Consider the following 18,281-nt stretch of genomic DNA (forward strand, 5'->3'; position numbering starts at 1 on the left):
TTAGATTAATAAATTTGTGAAATTTTAGGGGGGACCATAAGTTTATGTCAGTACCGGCAATTACATATGAACATTTTGAGGGTGACCCTTTCATTGATACGATGTCTACTGATGACGCTACGAAAGGCGCGTATCAAATATTAGAATGGGCGTATCGCACATATGGTGATTCCATTGTTTATTCATGTAGTTTTGGAGCGGAAAGTATGGTGTTAATTGATTTAATCTATCAGATTAAGCCTGATGCACAAATTGTTTTTCTAGATACGGATTTACATTTTCAAGAAACGTATGACTTAATCGATAATGTGAAAGCACGTTTTCCAAAGCTTCGAATTGAAATGAAGAAGCCTGATTTAACCCTTGAGGAGCAAGCTGATAAGTATAATCCTGCATTGTGGAAGAATAATCCTAATCAATGTTGTTACATTAGAAAGATTAAACCTTTAGAAGAAGTGTTAGGTGGAGCTGTGGCTTGGGTTTCAGGTTTGAGACGCGAACAATCGCCAACACGTGCGCATACCAATTTCATTAATAAAGATGAGCGTTTCAAATCAGTTAAAGTGTGTCCATTAATTTATTGGACAGAAGATGAAGTTTGGGATTATATCAAGCAGCATGAGTTACCTTACAATGCATTACATGATCAACACTATCCTAGTATTGGTTGTATTCCATGTACGTCGCCTGTATTTGATTCGGATGATTCTAGGGCCGGACGATGGTCTAATTTTGATAAAACAGAATGTGGCTTGCATGTTGCTGATAAACCATAATGCGTATGGGTAAAATTTTTTAAACATAAAACATAGTATTCTGATATGTTTTATGTTTAAGGTGACAAAATATGCCTGGTAATAGTGTACAGATGGGCATATTTCTTACATAATAAAAGTAGTATAAAGCTATTATCAAATAATTGTTATTTTACGGAATAAGAGGTGGATGCAATTGAATTTAAGTGTTACAAATAGTCCTTTTACAGAAGGGCAAGCGGCACAAATTAATGAACTATTACAAACACTTACGCCTGAACAAAAAGTATGGTTAAGTGGATATTTAGTAGCTAACCAACAATTAACATCAAATGGAGCGATACCATCACAAACTGCTTCACAGTCAGCTAATCAAGACGGGTTGACGGAAGGTACAGAGGCGATGCTCCAACAAAATGAACCTGTGATTACACCAGAAAAAAGAGCAATCACACTCTTATATGGCTCAGAAACAGGTAATGCACAAGGTTTAGCTGAAATATTTGAAGAGCGACTATCAAATATCGGTCATAACGTGACATTGAAGGCAATGGATGATTTCAAACCTAAGCATCTTAAAAATGTTGAAGATTTATTCATTATTACGTCTACGCAAGGTGAAGGAGATCCGCCTGACAACGCAGCAGAATTACACGAGTTTATTCATGGTCGTAAGGCACCTAAGCTTGAAGGCGTGCGCTTCTCAGTGCTTGCTTTAGGTGACCAAACGTATGAATACTTCTGTCAAACAGGTCGCGACTTTGATAGAAAGTTAGATGAATTAGGGGCAGAACGTATTTATGATCGTGTTGATTGTGACGTAGATTATGAAGAAGACGCTGAAAAGTGGATGGCCAACGTTATCAATGCAATCGATACCGCACCGGAAGGCACTCAAAATGAACAAATTGTGAGTGAGTCTATTAAATCAGCGAAAGAGAAGAAATTCTCTAAAGCTAATCCGTATCAAGCAGAGGTCTTAGAAAACATTAATCTTAACGGCCAAGGGTCTAATAAAGAAACGCGTCATATTGAATTTCTATTAGATAACTTCGGTGAAGATTATGAAGTCGGTGACTGTTTAGTCGTGCTACCTCAAAACGATCCGGCATTAGTTGATCTACTAATAAGCACATTAGGTTGGGACCCGAATGATCAAGTTCAAATTTCGGATGAAGGTGACACACTAAGCTTGGAAGAAGCGCTAACGTCTCATTTTGAAATTACGAAGTTAACGAAACCGCTTCTAATCAATGCGGCAGCATTCTTCGAAAATGACGAACTTAAAGAAAAAGTCAATGATAATGAATGGGTTCAAAATTATATTGCAGGTCGTGACTTAATTGATTTATTAAATGACTTTGCGACAACAGAATTACAACCTGAAAATTTATATCAATTATTAAGAAAATTACCACCTAGAGAATATTCAATTTCAAGTAGCTACGAAGCGCTACCAGATGAAGTGCATATTACAGTTGGTGCTGTCAGATATAACGCGCATGGTCGTGACCGCTCAGGTGTATGTTCTGTTCAATTTGCTGAACGTATTCAACCAGGTGACACCGTACCCATTTACTTAAAACGTAATCCAAACTTTAAGTTCCCTAAAGAGGGCGATACACCAGTAATCATGATTGGTCCTGGTACAGGTGTTGCACCATTTAGAGCTTACATGCAAGAACGCGAAGAACATGGCTTTAAAGGTAATACGTGGTTATTCTTCGGAGACCAGCATTTCACTACAGATTTCTTATACCAAACAGAATGGCAAGAATGGTTGAAAGACGGTGTGCTAGGTAAGATGGATGTGGCCTTCTCACGTGATACAGATGAAAAAGTATATGTCCAACATCGTATTGCTGAACATAGTAAAGAATTTAATGAATGGCTTCAAAATGGTGCTTCAATTTACATTTGTGGTGATGAAAAACATATGGCGAAAGATGTACATGAAGCTATCCGTAGCGTTCTAGTGAAAGAACAACACTTATCTGAAGCGGATGCTGAAGCATATCTTAAACAAATGAAGAAAGACAAACGTTATCAACGCGATGTGTACTAATAGAAAGGGTGGTACTTAATGGCTAAGACAAATAAGCAAATGTCAGATGAACTGGATAAGAAGCTAGATGCTTTAGAATATTTAAAAGACGAAAGTAATTATTTGCGTGGGACAATTGAGCAAGGCTTAGCAGACCCACTTACTGGTGCCATTTCAGATGATGACACTAAACTATTGAAATTCCATGGTAGTTATCAACAAGATGATAGAGATTTACGCGATGAACGTCGTAAACAGAAGTTAGAACCAGCCTATAGCTTTATGATTCGTGTACGTCTACCTGGTGGGACTGCGACACCTGAACAATGGATTGCCATGGATGATATTTCAAACAACTACGCAAATCATACATTGAAATTAACGACACGTCAGACGTTCCAATTTCACGGCATTTTAAAAAGAAATTTAAAAACATCTATGAAGAAAATTAACGAATCAGTACTTGATACGATTGCGGCATGCGGGGACGTGAATCGTAATACAATGTGTAATCCTAATCCATATCAATCACATATTCATAAAGAAATTAACGATTATGCAACTCAAATCAGTGACCATCTATTACCTAAGACGAATGCCTATCATGAGATTTGGTTAGACGGCGAAAAAGTATTAGATTCTTCAGAAGAAATCGAACCAATGTATGGTAAGAAATATTTACCACGTAAATTTAAAATCGGTATCGCACTTCCGCCATCTAATGATATTGACGTGTATTCTCAAGATATCGGGCTTATCGGTATTGTTGAAGATGAAACACTTATCGGATTCAATGTCACAATTGGTGGCGGTATGGGTATGACGCACGGTAATACCGATACGTACCCACAAGTTGGTCGTTTAGCTGGCTTTGTTCCTAAAGATAAAGTCGTTGATGTTTGTGAGAAGATTTTAACCATTCAACGTGATTATGGTAATCGTGAAAACCGTAAGAACGCACGTTTCAAATATACAGTTGACCGCTTAGGCGTAGATAAGGTTGTCGAAGAATTGAATACGCGTTTAGGTTGGGACATTGAAGATGCGCGCGACTTTGAATTCGAGCACAATGGTGACCGTCTAGGTTGGATAGAAGGTGACGAAGGTGTTTGGAATTATACGTTATTCATTCAAAATGGACGTGTGAAAGATACAGAAGACTATCAATTAAAAACGGCATTGCGAAAAATTGCAGAAACACATACGGGCGACTTCAGATTATCTCCAAATCAAAATTTAATTATTGCGAATGTAACTCCTGAGAAAAAAGAAGAAATTCAAAATCTCATCGATCAATATGGTCTTACAGATGGTAAAAATTATACAGGATTAAGACGAAACTCTATGGCATGCGTTGCATTCCCAACATGCGGTTTAGCTATGGCTGAGTCAGAACGTTATTTACCATCATTAATTTCTAAGATTGAAGATTTATTAGATGAAGCGGGTGTGAACGATGAGGAAATCACAATCCGTATGACAGGTTGTCCAAATGGTTGTGCAAGACCAGCACTTGCAGAAATTGCATTTATTGGTAAAGCACCAGGTAAATATAATATGTATTTAGGCGGTGGCTTCAAAGGTGAACGCTTAAATAAATTGTATAAAGAGAATATTGGAGAACAAGAAATTCTTGAAAGTTTACGTCCAATTCTAATGGACTATGGTAAAGAACGTCTTGAAGGTGAACATTTCGGTGACTTTGTTATTCGCTCAGGTGTTGTAGCCAAAGTTCATGGCGGACAAGATTTCCATAGTTAAAGTTTGAGATAAGTTGTTTTAAACGGGGTGACAACATGGGGAAAGTTTATTTAGTAGGTGCAGGACCTGGCGATCCTGAGTTACTAACGATTAAAGGTATGAAAGCCATTCAAACGTCAGATGTCATTTTATATGATCGCTTAGTTAATAAAGATATTTTAGAATTAGCTAAACCTGGGACGAAGTTCTTCTATTGTGGTAAAGATCCAAATAAACATTCCTTGCCACAGGAAGAAACCAATCGTATGTTAGTCAATTTAGCGAAAAAAGGTCATGTTATCACTCGTTTAAAAGGTGGTGACCCATTCGTCTTTGGGCGTGGTGGTGAAGAAGCGGAAATCTTGGCACATCATCAAATTCCATTTGAAATCGTGCCAGGTATTACATCCGGTATTGCTGCACCGGCTTATGCAGGTATTCCTGTCACGCATAGAGATTATAGTTCGTCAGTAGCATTTGTAACGGCGGTGAATAAACCAGGTATGTCTAAAGATGATTATTGGGCACATTTAGCACATGGCCCAGAAACACTGTGTGTGTATATGGGCGTCAAACGCTTACCTGAAATTTGTCAATTACTCATAAATCATGGTAAATCCATAGACACACCTGTGGCGCTCGTACATTTAGGTACGACATCGTCTCAAAAGACCATCGCTGGTACATTAGGGAACATCGTAGAACGCGCTTCAGAAATTCAAAATCCAGCTATGATTATTATTGGAGATGTTGTCCAAATGCGACACAAAATCAGCTGGTTTAAAGAACAAACTTCAGATTTAGAAATGACATTACCTTAATTTTAATAAATAAAAAATGAAACATCATTAATGTTCAAGGAGGAAGCAATATGAGCAGTATGCCACTTATGATTGATTTACAAGATAAAAAGATTGTCATTGTTGGTGGTGGGAAAGTAGCAACGAGACGAGCAACATCTTTAGTAGAATACGGTGCCCATGTTCATATTGTTAGTCCTTCAATCACCACAGAATTACATACATTACTGCAACAACAACGTGTCACGTGGTCTGAAAAAGGTTTTGAACCACAAGATATACGTCATGCATATCTAGTCATTATTGCGACAGATCAACCAGAAGTAAATCAATACGTTAAAGATAGTTTGCCAGAGGGTACGCTATTAAATCATGCGGCTGATGCTTCTGCTGGTGATGTGACGTTTCCTAGTGTGCTGAAACGTGGCAAGTTAACCATTAGTGTATCGACTGATGGTGCAAGTCCTAAATTAGGACGACAAATTATATCGACATTGCAAGATACTTATGATGAACGATATGAAAACTATATCGATTTTTTATATGAAAGTAGACAACGTATTAAAGCGTCAACGATAGAGCCATCTAGAAAGCAAGCATTATTACAACATGTATTGTCTGAGGACTATTTGGATGAGGAGAAACAAATTGAATTCATGCGATGGCTTCAATCACAAGTTTAATGTCAGGGGGCATGTGATATATGAGGAAATTATTTATATTTGCATTAGCTGGTTTTTTAGCCCAACTTGTTGATGGATCACTAGGAATGGGATTCGGTGCCTCATCATCTTCCATATTATTAACTTATGGTATTGCACCAGCAATTGTATCGGCGACGGTGCACTTTTCAGAAATAGCGACGACTGCTGCATCTGGAACATCACATTGGAAATTTGAGAATGTGCATAAGCCAACGATGTTAAAGTTAGCAATTCCAGGTGCCATCAGTGGCTTTATTGGTGCGGGTCTACTGACTCAAATACATGGAAATTATATTAAACCATATATCGCATTGTTCTTACTTTCAATGGGGTTATATATTTTGTATCAATTTTTATTTAAAAGAAACAAAGAAATCCATACGCATGTTGGTAAGTTAAGTAGCTTTAAGCTAGTACCTCAAGGTGCCATCGCTGGATTCTTAGATGCAATTGGTGGCGGCGGTTGGGGACCTGTTAATACACCTTTGTTATTAGCGAGTCACAAGATACAACCACGGTATGCGATTGGTACAGTATCCGCGAGTGAGTTTTTTGTAACATTATCAACGTCATTAAGTTTCATCATCTTCTTAGGTATTACACAAATTAATTGGTGGTTTGTGGTTGCATTAAGTGTTGGTGGCATGGTGGCAGCACCTATTTCAGCTTACTTAACTAAGATATTACCTATTAATATTTTAGCCATTTGTGTGGGTGGATTAATCATCTTCACCAATAGCAACGCATTAATGACGTATTTTGTACATGATGACACAATTACAAATGTTGTAAGATTCGCAATTATTTGTGCGATTGTGATACTTGTTATTATCACTGTCATTCGCAACAAAAAATTGTCTTTTTCTTATAAATAAAACCGAGTAAACTAATCTAATTAATTGGAAAAGGGGTTATCAATAATGGCAACACATGAACAGATTATTAATTATACGATTAAACCACATGGTGGCGAGTTAATTAACCGTGTAGTAGAAGGCGAAGAAAGAGCTCATCTTCTTGAAGCAGCACAATCTTATAAAGTGATTACGTTGAATCCTTGGTCAATTTCTGACTTAGAATTAATCGGCATTGGTGGTTTTAGTCCATTAACAGGATTTATGGGCGAAGCGGATTATACTAAAGTAGTTGAAACGACACATCTTGAAAATGGATTAGTGTGGAGTATTCCGATTACATTACCTGTTACTGAAGAAGAAGCGGATAAATTAGCTATTGGCGATGACATCGCTTTATATGGCGAAGATGGCGAATTATATGGCACATTGAAATTAGAAGAAAAATATACGTATGATAAGACTAAAGAAGCGCAAAATGTCTACGGTACAACAGATGACGCCCATCCAGGTGTTAAAAAAGTGTATGACAAAGGCAATGTGTATCTAGCAGGTCCAATTCAATTAATCAATCGACCTAAACATGATGAATTCTCTGATTTCCATTTAGATCCAGCAGAAACGCGTCAATTATTCCATGATTTAGGATGGAAGACTGTCGTAGGTTTCCAAACAAGAAATCCTGTTCATCGTGCACATGAATATATCCAAAAATCTGCATTAGAAATTGTAGATGGTCTGTTACTTAACCCATTAGTGGGAGAAACGAAAGCAGACGATATTCCAGCAGATGTTCGTATGGAAAGTTATCAAGCTATCTTAAAGAACTATTTCCCTCAAGATAGAGCGCGTTTAGTCATTTATCCAGCAGCAATGCGTTACGCTGGACCACGTGAAGCGATTCTACATGCGACCGTACGTAAGAACTATGGTTGCACACACTTCATTGTAGGGCGTGACCATGCAGGTGTAGGCGATTATTACGGCACATATGAAGCGCAAGAATTAATTTCTCAGTTTGAAGATGAATTAGATATTCAAATATTGAAATTTGAGCATGCCTTTTATTGTGAAAAATGCGGCAACATGGCTACAGCTAAAACTTGCCCACACGACGCATCAGAACATGTTCACTTAAGTGGTACGAAAGTAAGAGAAAAATTAAGAAACGGTGAATCATTACCTACTAAATTCTCTAGACCTGAAGTAGCGGAAGTCTTAATTAAAGGTTTAAAACAAAATTAATTCGGAGGGGTTAACATGAGTCAATCAACGAATATTACATGGCACGATTCTGAAGTTACCAAGTCAGATAGACAACAACAAAATGGTCATAAAAGTGTAGTGATATGGTTTACAGGATTATCAGGCTCTGGGAAATCAACCGTATCCGTTGCACTTGAAAAAGCATTGTTCCAATTAGGGAAGCATTCCTATCGCTTAGACGGAGATAACGTCCGTCACGGTTTAAATAACAATTTAGGCTTTAGTCCAGAAGATCGAAAGGAAAATATTCGACGTATCGGTGAAGTGAGTAAATTGCTTGTAGATGCAGGTACAATTGCTATTACAGCTTTTATCTCGCCGTATAGAGCCGACCGTGATGACGTTCGTGCGATTTTAGAGGATGGCGAATTCATTGAAGTATATACAGCGTGCAGCGTTGAAGCATGTGAGCAACGTGACCCTAAAGGCCTTTATAAAAAGGCGCGCGCTGGCGAAATCAAAGAATTTACAGGTATTAGTGCACCATATGAAGCACCACATCAACCAGAAATTACAATTGATACTGAACATCAAAGTGTAGACGCATCAGTTAATACGATTATTGAATACTTGAAAGAAAAGCAATATATTTAATGAAAGCAAGCGTATGAGTCTGGAATATAATGATGATATTTTGGAAATTTGCAGTAGTTGACTGAACTGAGAATACGCTTAAATCATGCCTTTCTCAGTTCTAGTCATCCTTGTGGGCGAGCCTTAGCAAAGAGAATTTCACAAAGACATGATACAAGCAAATCAAACTGGGAGTGGACGACGAATTTAAAAAATTCTGTTCCACTCCCGTTTTTTGACCTATCTCTTTAAATAAAAGACTGATTTTTGGTAAAATTATGAAAACGTTTTCTTTAAAGTGGGAAACGTATTATAAAAATAAGGGGGATTTCACATGCAAGGGGATAGTGTGTGGTTAACAATAATGGGAATATTGATTATTGGCTCAATAGTTGGACTGTTAATCGCTAAAAAGATTAGTCCAGTTGTTGGTATGATATTAATTCCTAGTATTGGCGCTTTACTATTAGGCTACGGTGTTAAAGATTTGGTTAAATTCTTTAATAGTGGTTTAGAATCTGTAATGAGCGTCGTCATCATGTTTATTTTCGCAATTATATTCTTTGGTATTATGACAGACAGTGGGCTCTTTAAGCCTATTGTTAAAAGACTGATACTTATGACACGTGGTAATGTCGTTATTGTCTGCATTGTAACAGCGTTGATTGGTATGTTTGCACAATTAGATGGTGCAGGTGCTGTGACGTTCTTATTATCAATACCTGCATTATTACCATTATATAAAGCGTTAAATATGAATAAATACTTATTAATTCTATTGCTTGCAATTAGTGCTGCAATTATGAATATGGTGCCTTGGGGTGGTCCAATGGCGCGTGTTGCTTCTGTACTCAAAGTGAAAAGTGTCAACGAATTATGGTACGGCATCATTCCGGTACAATTAATTGGTTTCGTGTTAGTTCTTATCTTTGCAACATACTTAGGATTTAGAGAAAAGAAGCGAATTAAAAAAGCAATTGAAAAAGGTGACTTACAACCTACATTAGACATAGACATTCATCGTTTAGTAAAAAACTATGAACGTGATCAAGACATTAAGTTTCCGGTAAGAGGTCGAGCATTGAAACATGGTTGGGTTATTTGGGCCAACGTGCTTTTAACGGTTATCGTTCTTGTCATGATGTTAGCTAATATTGCGCCACCTGAATTTGCATTTATGATTGGCGTTGCACTTGCGTTAGTGATTAACTTCCCTAATGTCGATGAACAAATGAATCGGTTAAAGGCGCATGCACCAAATGCATTGATGATGGCTGCAGTAATCATTGCAGCTGGTATGTTTTTAGGTGTTTTGGAAGAAACAGGGATGTTAAAAGCCATTGCATTAAGTTTCATTAAGATTATTCCTGATGCTGTAGGACCTTACTTACATATTATTGTTGGTTTCTTTGGTGTGCCACTTGATTTACTTACAAGTACAGACGCTTATTATTTTGCATTACTTCCTATAGTAGAACAAACAGCAAGTCAATTTGGTATTAATCCAGTTTCGACTGCGTATTCAATGGTTATTGGTAATATTGTCGGAACGTTTGTAAGTCCATTCTCTCCAGCCCTGTGGTTAGCGATTGGTTTGGCTGAAGCCAATATGGGCACATACATCAAATATGCCTTCTTCTGGATTTGGGGCTTTGCGATTGTGTTATTGGCTATAGCAGTTTTAATCGGTACAGTTACCATTTAATGCTAGGTATGTGCAAAATGGTATTGTTGAGATATAAATAGAAATTTTGAAAATGGATAATTAAAATACGCATCCCCTTGTAAGTTGACTAATGAACATCTTATAAGGGGATTGTTATAAACGTTAGTATTTGGAAGCATTACAAATTTTAAAAATATATCGCGGTATGGCTCTCTTTTACAGTGAGTCTGGGACATAAATAATATAATAATGCTATTTAGCAAATTAGCAGTAGTTGACTGAACTGAGAAGGCGCTTAAATCAATCTTTTCTCAGTTCTAGTCACCTTTGCAAGGGTGGGACGACGAATTTAAAAGAATTCTGTCCCACTCCCTGTTCTAATGCTTATGATTACATATCATCCACTCTAAAATGGCTTCCCGCTATTATGAGAAAACGCTTTATACTTCCCACTTTTCATGAAATAAAACATGTCTAAAATAATCAGATAAATTACAAAGCGTGTGAATACACTGTTGATTAACGTGCTATAAGTCTTGGTATAGGCGCGTTTTACAAGTTGTAATATAAGTCTATGTTTATTACATACGAAGTAAAATTATTATGATTCATTTACAAAGCCTTAACATTCCACACAAACCCTTGTGTGTCTGTTAGAGTATGTCTTGTCGTTAATTAACGAAGAAAAAATTACTTAAAAACATTTTGAATTGAATGATTTAAAATTTCTAATATGTCAATTGCAGGTAGCCACGAGATAAAAAGCTTTAAACATTCTAGGAGGATATTTAATTATGAAAAAGATCGCTACAGCTACAATCGCAACAGCAGGTATTGCAACATTTGGATTAGCACATCAGGATGCAGACGCAGCGGAAAATAATAATGGATATAACCCTAATGACCCATATTCATACAGTTACACATACACAATTGACCAACAAGGTAATTATCATTATCAATGGCAAGGTAACTGGAGCCCAGCTCAAGCGCAACAAAGTGGTCAACAATACACTGGCAACCAAGCAGTAAACAATACACAATCATACAATAACTACAATTACAACTACAATAACAATCAATCTAGCCAAAATACACAATCTTACACAGCAAACAATAATGCTGGTGGCGGTTTAGGTGCTAACTATTCAACTTCAGATCGCAACGTTAAAGTAACAACTCAAAACGCACCAACTACTCAATCAACAAGCTCAAGTAGTGCAGCATTATCAGGTAAATCAAGTGGCGGTGCAAACTTATACACTGCTGGTCAATGTACGTATTATGTATATGACAAAGTAGGCGGTAAAATTGGTAGCACTTGGGGTAACGCAAATAACTGGGCAACTGCAGCTGCTGCAGATGGCTATACAGTTAACAACACACCTAAAGCAGGTGCAGTAATGCAAACATCTCAAGGTGCATACGGTCACGTTGCATATGTTGAAAGTGTTAATGCTGACGGTTCAGTTAAAGTTTCAGAAATGAACTATAACGGTGGACCTGGTGTAGTATCATCACGTACAATCTCAGCTAGCCAAGCTGGTTCATATAACTACATTTCATAATTTGAAATCATTTTAACCACGATGCCTAATCTAACGGCGTCGTGGTTTTTTTCTTTTTGGAAAAAGGCATGTCAAGATAGCGCATCGTGTGATTGAAGCGGAGGTATAACGGGAAACATAATAATAAGTGGAATTAATATTAGATTGTATATGTAAATCGTAAAGGAGGGTGACTAAAGATGACGTTTGATGTAATAAAATGGATTATATTAGCATTAATTATCATCGTAACGATTGCGGTGATATGTGGCCTTATTTGGGGATCATTACTAGAAGAACGTGCGTATGATAAGCGTTCAAAAAAAGAAAAGCGTAAAGAAACTGAGAAAAATGTAGAAATGGCTAAAGGTCATACTGAAGATAAAGAAATCGAGGGTGATTACGAAGCGGCCCCAATTAAAAAAGGAACACTCAAAGATGACCATCCAAAATAATGGATAATATCGACCTTGAAAGATGCTAGAAGAAGCATACTTTCAAGGTTTTTTAGAGTGGGATAATATTTAATTGGAATGGGTATGTCAGAATGTAAGTTCACATTTTATTTACATTTAATATTTTAAATTATCTACAATTCTATACTTTTGACATCTTCAAGTGATAAACTATTTATGTTAAAAAAATCACAATAATTTTCAGAAAAGTTAGGAGCTTTCATCATGCTACTGTTTGTAGTAGAAATCATCATAATGATACTAGCTATATTATTAGGGCTTCGTGCGGCTGGTGCATTAGGGTGTGGTATCTTCGCCATTGTGGCACAACTCATAATGATCTTTGGCTTTCAATTGCCCCCAGGTTCAGCGCCTGTTACTGCAGTATTAATTATTTTATCCATTGGTATCGCTGGTGGTACCTTGCAAGCTACAGGAGGCATTGACTATTTAGTCTTTCTCGCTTCCAAAGTGATCGAACGCTTTCCAAGATCAATAATTTTTATAGCGCCAATGATTGTCTTTTTATTTGTGTTTGGCGTAGGTACAGCAAATATTGCGTTATCCTTAGAACCTATTATTGCCAAAACTGCGGTTAAGGCTAATATACAACCTAAGCGACCGCTTACTGCTTCTGTATTGACTGCTAATTTAGCTTTATTATGTAGTCCAGCAGCATCAGCAACAGCCTACATTATTTCGGTAATGGCAGGTTATCATATATCGATGGGACAATATTTAAGTATTGTATTACCTACAGCGATTATTACAATGCTAATGTTAAGTGTCTTTTGTACGTTTGTCGGTCGAAAGACATCAGTTACGCCGAGTGAAATGGCGCATACACCTGAAGTATCTGTTAAACAATCATTTTCAACTAAAACTAAATTAGGTGTAGTTAGCTTCTTACTGTGTGTGGCAGCAATATTAACATTTGGTATCTTTCCAAATTTAATGCCAGCCTTTAACGTCGATGGCGAACAAGTTAACGTAACAATGACAGAAATTGTACAGTTCTTTATGTATTTGAGTGTTGCTATTAATCTATTAATGATGAAGATTAATACGAGTGATATCTTGTCTTCCCATATTGCACAATCCGCTATTGGTGCACTCTTTGCAGTACTCGGACCTGGCTGGTTAGGTGCAACTGTATTTAACGCACCTCAAAACTTAAAAATCATTCAAGACGATATCGGACAAACCATCCAATCTATACCTTGGTTAGTCATTGTCTTAGTTGCTGTAGTGGCGATGATCGTCATCTCTCAAACTGCAACCGCATCGATTATGGTGCCAATTGTTATGAGTATGGGCGTTCCACCAATGTACTTTATTGCAATGGTACAAACGCTTAACGTCAACTTCGTTATTCCGGCACAACCAACGTTATTATTTGCGGTTAATTTAGATGAGACTGGACGTACACGAGCGACAAGTTTCATTATTCCAGGCTTCTTTGCGATTGGCGTATCAATTATAGTTGGATTCTTAATAAAATCGATATTAGGATTTTAGATATAGAGACTACAAATTTTAGGGCGACATGCTCGATGATTTGTAGTCTTTTTTAGGAGTAAAATGAGAAATTTAAAAAAATGCTAAATAAATATAAATTCATTATGAGGGTATGATTATGCAAAAATAATACAAAATAAAATTTGTTAAATACGTTAAGTTTAAATTTAACACTGTTGTTATAGCAATTTCTAAAGCTTTAAAATATGTCTGAAATATATATTTATTCAATAAACTGAAAAGTATAATTTGAATGTAATTTGCATTTTTATTTAATTTTAGATATCGTCAATATGTGAATAAACCGTGACAAGAAAGTGGTTTTTAATTTTTATCGAAACAACTATTTTGAGGAGGAACATAATTGAAACGAGAAAAAATTATGGATTGGCCGACTTTTATAGGGACGGTAGTCGTATTACTTGTGGCTGTTACACCGATGATGATTTTTCCGGAAGCCAGTGAAAAAGTAATTACTGATATCAACAGTGCGATATCCAATTCAATTGGATCAGTGTATTTATTTATGGGATTAGCCATTTTATTCTTTGTATTATATATTGCGTTCGGACGCTACGGCAATGTGACGCTTGGAAAAGCAACGGATAGACCTGAATTTAATAACTTCAGTTGGGCGTCTATGTTATTCTGTGCAGGTATTGGATCAGACATATTATATTGGGGTGTCATTGAGTGGGCGTTCTATTATCAAGTACCACCAAATGGTGCAAAAGCGATGTCAGATGAAGCACTTACATATGCCACGCAATATGGTATGTTCCATTGGGGACCAATCGCATGGGCGATTTATGTCTTACCAGCACTACCTATTGGTTATTTAGTATTCGTTAAGAAACAACCTATTTACAAAATTAGTCAAGCATGTCGTCCAGTTCTTAAAGGACAAACAGATAAATTTTTAGGTAAATTAGTAGATATATTATTCATTTTCGGACTACTTGGCGGGGCTGCAACATCACTTGCCCTCGGTGTTCCTATGATTTCTGCAGGTATTGAGAAATTGACAGGTATCGATGGCGAAAATATGGTTGTACGTTCAATTATCTTATTGACAATCACAGTTGTGTTTGCAGTAAGTTCTTATTCTGGTCTGAAAAAGGGAATTCAAAAATTAAGCGATGTTAACGTATGGTTATCATTCTTATTACTAGGATTTGTGTTTGTCGTGGGTCCTACCATTTTCATAATGGAAACGACAATTACAAGTTTTGGTAATATGCTAAGAGACTTCTTCCATATGGCTACTTGGATGGAACCTTTCGGTGGAATTGAAGGACGCAAAGAAACTAACTTCCCACAAGATTGGACGATATTCTATTGGTCATGGTGGTTAGTATATGCACCATTTATCGGTCTGTTTATAGCGCGTATTTCAAAAGGACGACGTCTTAAAGAAGTTATTTTAGGTACAATTATTTATGGTACATTAGGTTGCCTATTGTTCTTTGGTATCTTTGGTAACTATGCAGTGTACTTACAGATTACAGGCGAATTTAATGTGATTAACTTTTTAAATACGCATGGTACTGAAGCGACGATTATTCAAGTAATGCATCAATTGCCATTCTCAACATTGATTGTTGTATTATTCTTGATTTCTGCCTTCTTATTCTTAGCAACAACATTTGATTCAGGTTCATATATTTTAGCTGCTGCATCACAGAAAAAAGTTGTTGGCGAACCATTAAAAGCCAATCGTCTATTTTGGGCATTTGCGTTATGTTTATTACCTTTCTCACTGATGTTAGTTGGGGGAGAACGTGCACTTGAGGTATTAAAAACTGCATCTATCTTAGCGAGTGTGCCATTAATTGTGATATTTATCTTTATGATGATTTCATTTATTATTACGCTCAATAGAGACCGGATTAAACTGGAAACAAGGGCAGATAAGCATAAAGAAATTGAACGACGTTCATTACGTATTGTTCAAGTTAAAGAAGAACCACATGATGATAACTTATAAATAATAAAAAGCTAGAAGATTTTCGACTTTCGAAAATCTTCTAGCTTTTTTAAATATCTTCTTTTTCTGGAATTGGGTAATGTTCGAAGATTTGGCCACTTTCAATCGCGTTACTTAAGTTTTCAAGCCATTTACAATATTGCTTTGTATGATCCAATTGTGCTTGGATTTTATCAACTTCTGCTTTAGATGCTTCGTCTAAGTCAGCGTTTTTTAATGTTTCATCTAACAATAATTGCGCTTTTTCAACGGCTTCTAAGTTCGTGTCAACTTCACGTTCCCATTTTTGTGTAAAGAAGTTTCGGAAAAAATGGAAGAAGTTCTTCTCTGCAATGAAGTGTTGCTTTCTGCTGCCACGAGTGAATTGCTGTTTCACAATATCAAATTCTTGTAGTTTCTTGACACCAGCACTCATGCTCGGCTTGCTCATTTGCAAATGTTCACGCATCTCATCAAGCGTCATACTGCCTTCAAAGACCATTGTGCCATATAGATTACCGACGCTACGGTTTGTACCATACAAATCCATTGTTTCACCGATTGAATTGATAACAAGATCTTTTGCTTCTTCAATTTTTTGGTCATAATTCGTTGAACGTGCCATGGTGCACCTCCATTGTTACTTATTAGTTTTTTAAAGAGAAATAAACGAAGACGTTCATTTTTCAATTCTAAATCATTATAAAGTGTTTGGTGAAAAGTTTCAAAATCGCATATTTATTATTAGCACTTTTGACACTGTATTTTCAAGTCTATCTCAAAAGTTGTGTCGTTTTATATCGTTTGCAAGGCTATGAAAAGTATGATAATCTAGTTCTGTAAAATTCGTTAAATAAAAATTTAACAAACTTAACGGAGGTCGTTTGATGGAACTTGTAGAGAAATTGTCTAACCGTCAGTATATCGATGGTGAATGGGTAGAAAGTTCAAATAAAAATACAAGAGATATTATTAATCCTTATAACCAAGAAGTTATCTTTACGGTTGCAGAAGGTACTACTGAAGATGCAGAAAGAGCAATACTTGCAGCACGTCGCGCATTTGAAGATGCCGAGTGGTCATTAGAAACAAGTGAAGTCAGAGGTAAAAAAGTAAGAGCGATTGCAGATAAAATTACAGAGCATCGTGATGAATTAGCTAAATTAGAAACATTAGATACTGGTAAAACATTAGGAGAATCATATGCAGATATGGATGACATCGCCAATGTATTTACTTATTTCGCTGGATTAGCAGATAAAGATGGTGGCGAAATCATCAATTCACCAATTCCAAATACTGAAAGTAAGGTCGTTAAGGAACCTGTTGGTGTCGTAACACAAATCACACCTTGGAATTATCCATTACTTCAAGCTTCATGGAAGATTGCGCCAGCATTAGCAACAGGATGCTCACTTGTTATGAAGCCAAGTGAAATCACACCGTTAACTACAATTCGTGTATTCGAATTGATGGAAGAAGTTGGCTTCCCTAAAGGTGTTATCAACTTAGTATTAAGTAGTGGTGAAGAAATCGGAGATACACTATCAGGTCATGAAGAAGTAGATTTAGTTTCATTCACAGGCGGCATTGAAACAGGTAAACATATCATGAAGAATGCTGCTAATCATGTTACTAACATTGCATTAGAACTTGGTGGTAAGAATCCTAATATTATTTTTGATGATGCTGACTTTGAAGTTGCAGTGGATCAAGCCTTGAATGGTGGTTACTTCCACGCAGGTCAAGTATGTTCAGCAGGGTCACGTATTTTAGTACACAACAATATTAAAGACGACTTTGAGAAGGCGTTAATTGATCGTGTAGGTAAAATCAAACTTGGTAATGGTTTTGATGATGATACTGAAATGGGACCTGTAATTTCTACAGAACACCGCAGTAAGATTGAAAACTACATGGAAATTGCAAAAGAAGACGGCGCTACAATCGCAATTGGCGGTAAACGCCCAGAACGAGAAGATTTACAAGCTGGCTTGTTCTTTGAACCAACAGTAATCACTGATTGTGATACGTCAATGCGTATCGTTCAAGAAGAAGTATTTGGTCCAGTTGTGACTGTTGAAGGCTTTGATAGTGAAGAAGAAGCAATTAAATTAGCTAATGACTCTATTTATGGTTTAGCAGGTGCAGTCTTCACTAAAGATATCGGTAAAGCACAACGTGTAGCCAATAAATTAAAACTTGGTACAGTTTGGATCAATGATTTCCATCCATACTTCGCACAAGCACCATGGGGTGGTTACAAACAATCAGGTATTGGACGTGAACTAGGTAAAGAAGGATTAGAAGAATATTTAACTAGTAAACACATTTTAACGAATACAAATCCTGAGCCAGTTAACTTCTTTAGCAAATAACAAATCCATGCAAGA

Annotated in this window: 15 protein-coding genes; 14 read left to right on the forward strand and 1 reads right to left on the reverse strand. The window is 36.7% G+C overall.

From position 1 onward, the window contains the following. The first annotated feature begins 44 nt into the window (after positions 1-44). The 13 genes from KA878_RS07020 to KA878_RS07080 all read left to right on the forward strand — a co-directional run bounded on the left by KA878_RS07020 (position 45) and on the right by KA878_RS07080 (position 15,909). Entirely contained in the window at positions 45-776 is a 732-nt protein-coding gene (locus KA878_RS07020) for a phosphoadenylyl-sulfate reductase (RefSeq protein WP_193838886.1), read from the forward strand. Between the two features lie 175 nt (positions 777-951). Continuing rightward, positions 952-2,820 carry an assimilatory sulfite reductase (NADPH) flavoprotein subunit gene (locus tag KA878_RS07025; protein WP_193838887.1) on the forward strand — a complete coding sequence of 623 codons (1,869 nt, stop codon included), beginning with the start codon at positions 952-954 and terminating at the stop codon, positions 2,818-2,820. A gap of 18 nt (positions 2,821-2,838) precedes the next feature. Then, positions 2,839-4,560, forward strand: a complete 1,722-nt coding sequence (gene cysI, locus KA878_RS07030) for an assimilatory sulfite reductase (NADPH) hemoprotein subunit (protein WP_193838888.1) — start codon at positions 2,839-2,841, stop codon at positions 4,558-4,560. 35 nt (positions 4,561-4,595) lie between these two features. Beyond that, complete coding sequence (gene cobA / locus KA878_RS07035; protein ID WP_193838889.1) at positions 4,596-5,360, forward strand: uroporphyrinogen-III C-methyltransferase; 765 nt, start codon at positions 4,596-4,598, stop codon at positions 5,358-5,360. Between the two features lie 50 nt (positions 5,361-5,410). Continuing rightward, on the forward strand, positions 5,411-6,022 hold the full coding sequence (locus tag KA878_RS07040) for an NAD(P)-binding protein (RefSeq protein WP_193838890.1): 612 nt from the start codon (positions 5,411-5,413) through the stop codon (positions 6,020-6,022). A gap of 20 nt (positions 6,023-6,042) precedes the next feature. After that, complete coding sequence (locus KA878_RS07045; protein WP_075109307.1) at positions 6,043-6,918, forward strand: sulfite exporter TauE/SafE family protein; 876 nt, start codon at positions 6,043-6,045, stop codon at positions 6,916-6,918. A 45-nt stretch (positions 6,919-6,963) separates the two neighbouring features. Then, positions 6,964-8,142, forward strand: coding sequence for a sulfate adenylyltransferase (sat, locus tag KA878_RS07050; RefSeq protein WP_107629191.1), 1,179 nt, complete (start codon positions 6,964-6,966; stop codon positions 8,140-8,142). A gap of 15 nt (positions 8,143-8,157) precedes the next feature. Then, entirely contained in the window at positions 8,158-8,757 is a 600-nt protein-coding gene (gene cysC, locus KA878_RS07055) for an adenylyl-sulfate kinase (protein ID WP_193838891.1), read from the forward strand. Between the two features lie 313 nt (positions 8,758-9,070). Then, complete coding sequence (locus KA878_RS07060) at positions 9,071-10,441, forward strand: CitMHS family transporter (protein WP_193838892.1); 1,371 nt, start codon at positions 9,071-9,073, stop codon at positions 10,439-10,441. A gap of 755 nt (positions 10,442-11,196) precedes the next feature. Continuing rightward, positions 11,197-11,970 (forward strand): CHAP domain-containing protein, encoded by a 774-nt coding sequence (locus KA878_RS07065; RefSeq protein ID WP_053028921.1) that lies wholly within the window; start codon positions 11,197-11,199, stop codon positions 11,968-11,970. Positions 11,971-12,149: 179 nt separating this feature from the next. Continuing rightward, a complete protein-coding gene (locus KA878_RS07070; RefSeq protein WP_053028920.1) occupies positions 12,150-12,404 on the forward strand; it encodes a hypothetical protein in 255 nt (84 codons plus the stop codon). Between the two features lie 225 nt (positions 12,405-12,629). Next, a complete protein-coding gene (locus KA878_RS07075) occupies positions 12,630-13,922 on the forward strand; it encodes an anaerobic C4-dicarboxylate transporter family protein (RefSeq protein WP_193838893.1) in 1,293 nt (430 codons plus the stop codon). Between the two features lie 364 nt (positions 13,923-14,286). Further along, positions 14,287-15,909, forward strand: a complete 1,623-nt coding sequence (locus KA878_RS07080) for a BCCT family transporter (RefSeq protein ID WP_193838894.1) — start codon at positions 14,287-14,289, stop codon at positions 15,907-15,909. Positions 15,910-15,958: 49 nt separating this feature from the next. Here KA878_RS07080 and cudC read toward each other — a convergent pair whose 3' ends face one another. Continuing rightward, the gene (gene cudC / locus KA878_RS07085; RefSeq protein ID WP_070855231.1) at positions 15,959-16,513 is read right to left on the reverse strand and encodes a choline uptake/conversion transcriptional regulator CudC; all 555 of its coding nucleotides are present in this window, start codon (positions 16,511-16,513) and stop codon (positions 15,959-15,961) included. Positions 16,514-16,775: 262 nt separating this feature from the next. Between cudC and betB the strand changes: the two genes are divergently transcribed. Beyond that, positions 16,776-18,266, forward strand: a complete 1,491-nt coding sequence (gene betB, locus KA878_RS07090; RefSeq protein ID WP_193838895.1) for a betaine-aldehyde dehydrogenase — start codon at positions 16,776-16,778, stop codon at positions 18,264-18,266. Positions 18,267-18,281: the final 15 nt, after the last annotated feature.

It is taken from the genome of Staphylococcus sp. GDY8P57P, from assembly GCF_017892585.1.
In the GTDB taxonomy this organism is placed as follows: Bacteria; Bacillota; Bacilli; order Staphylococcales; family Staphylococcaceae; genus Staphylococcus; species Staphylococcus borealis.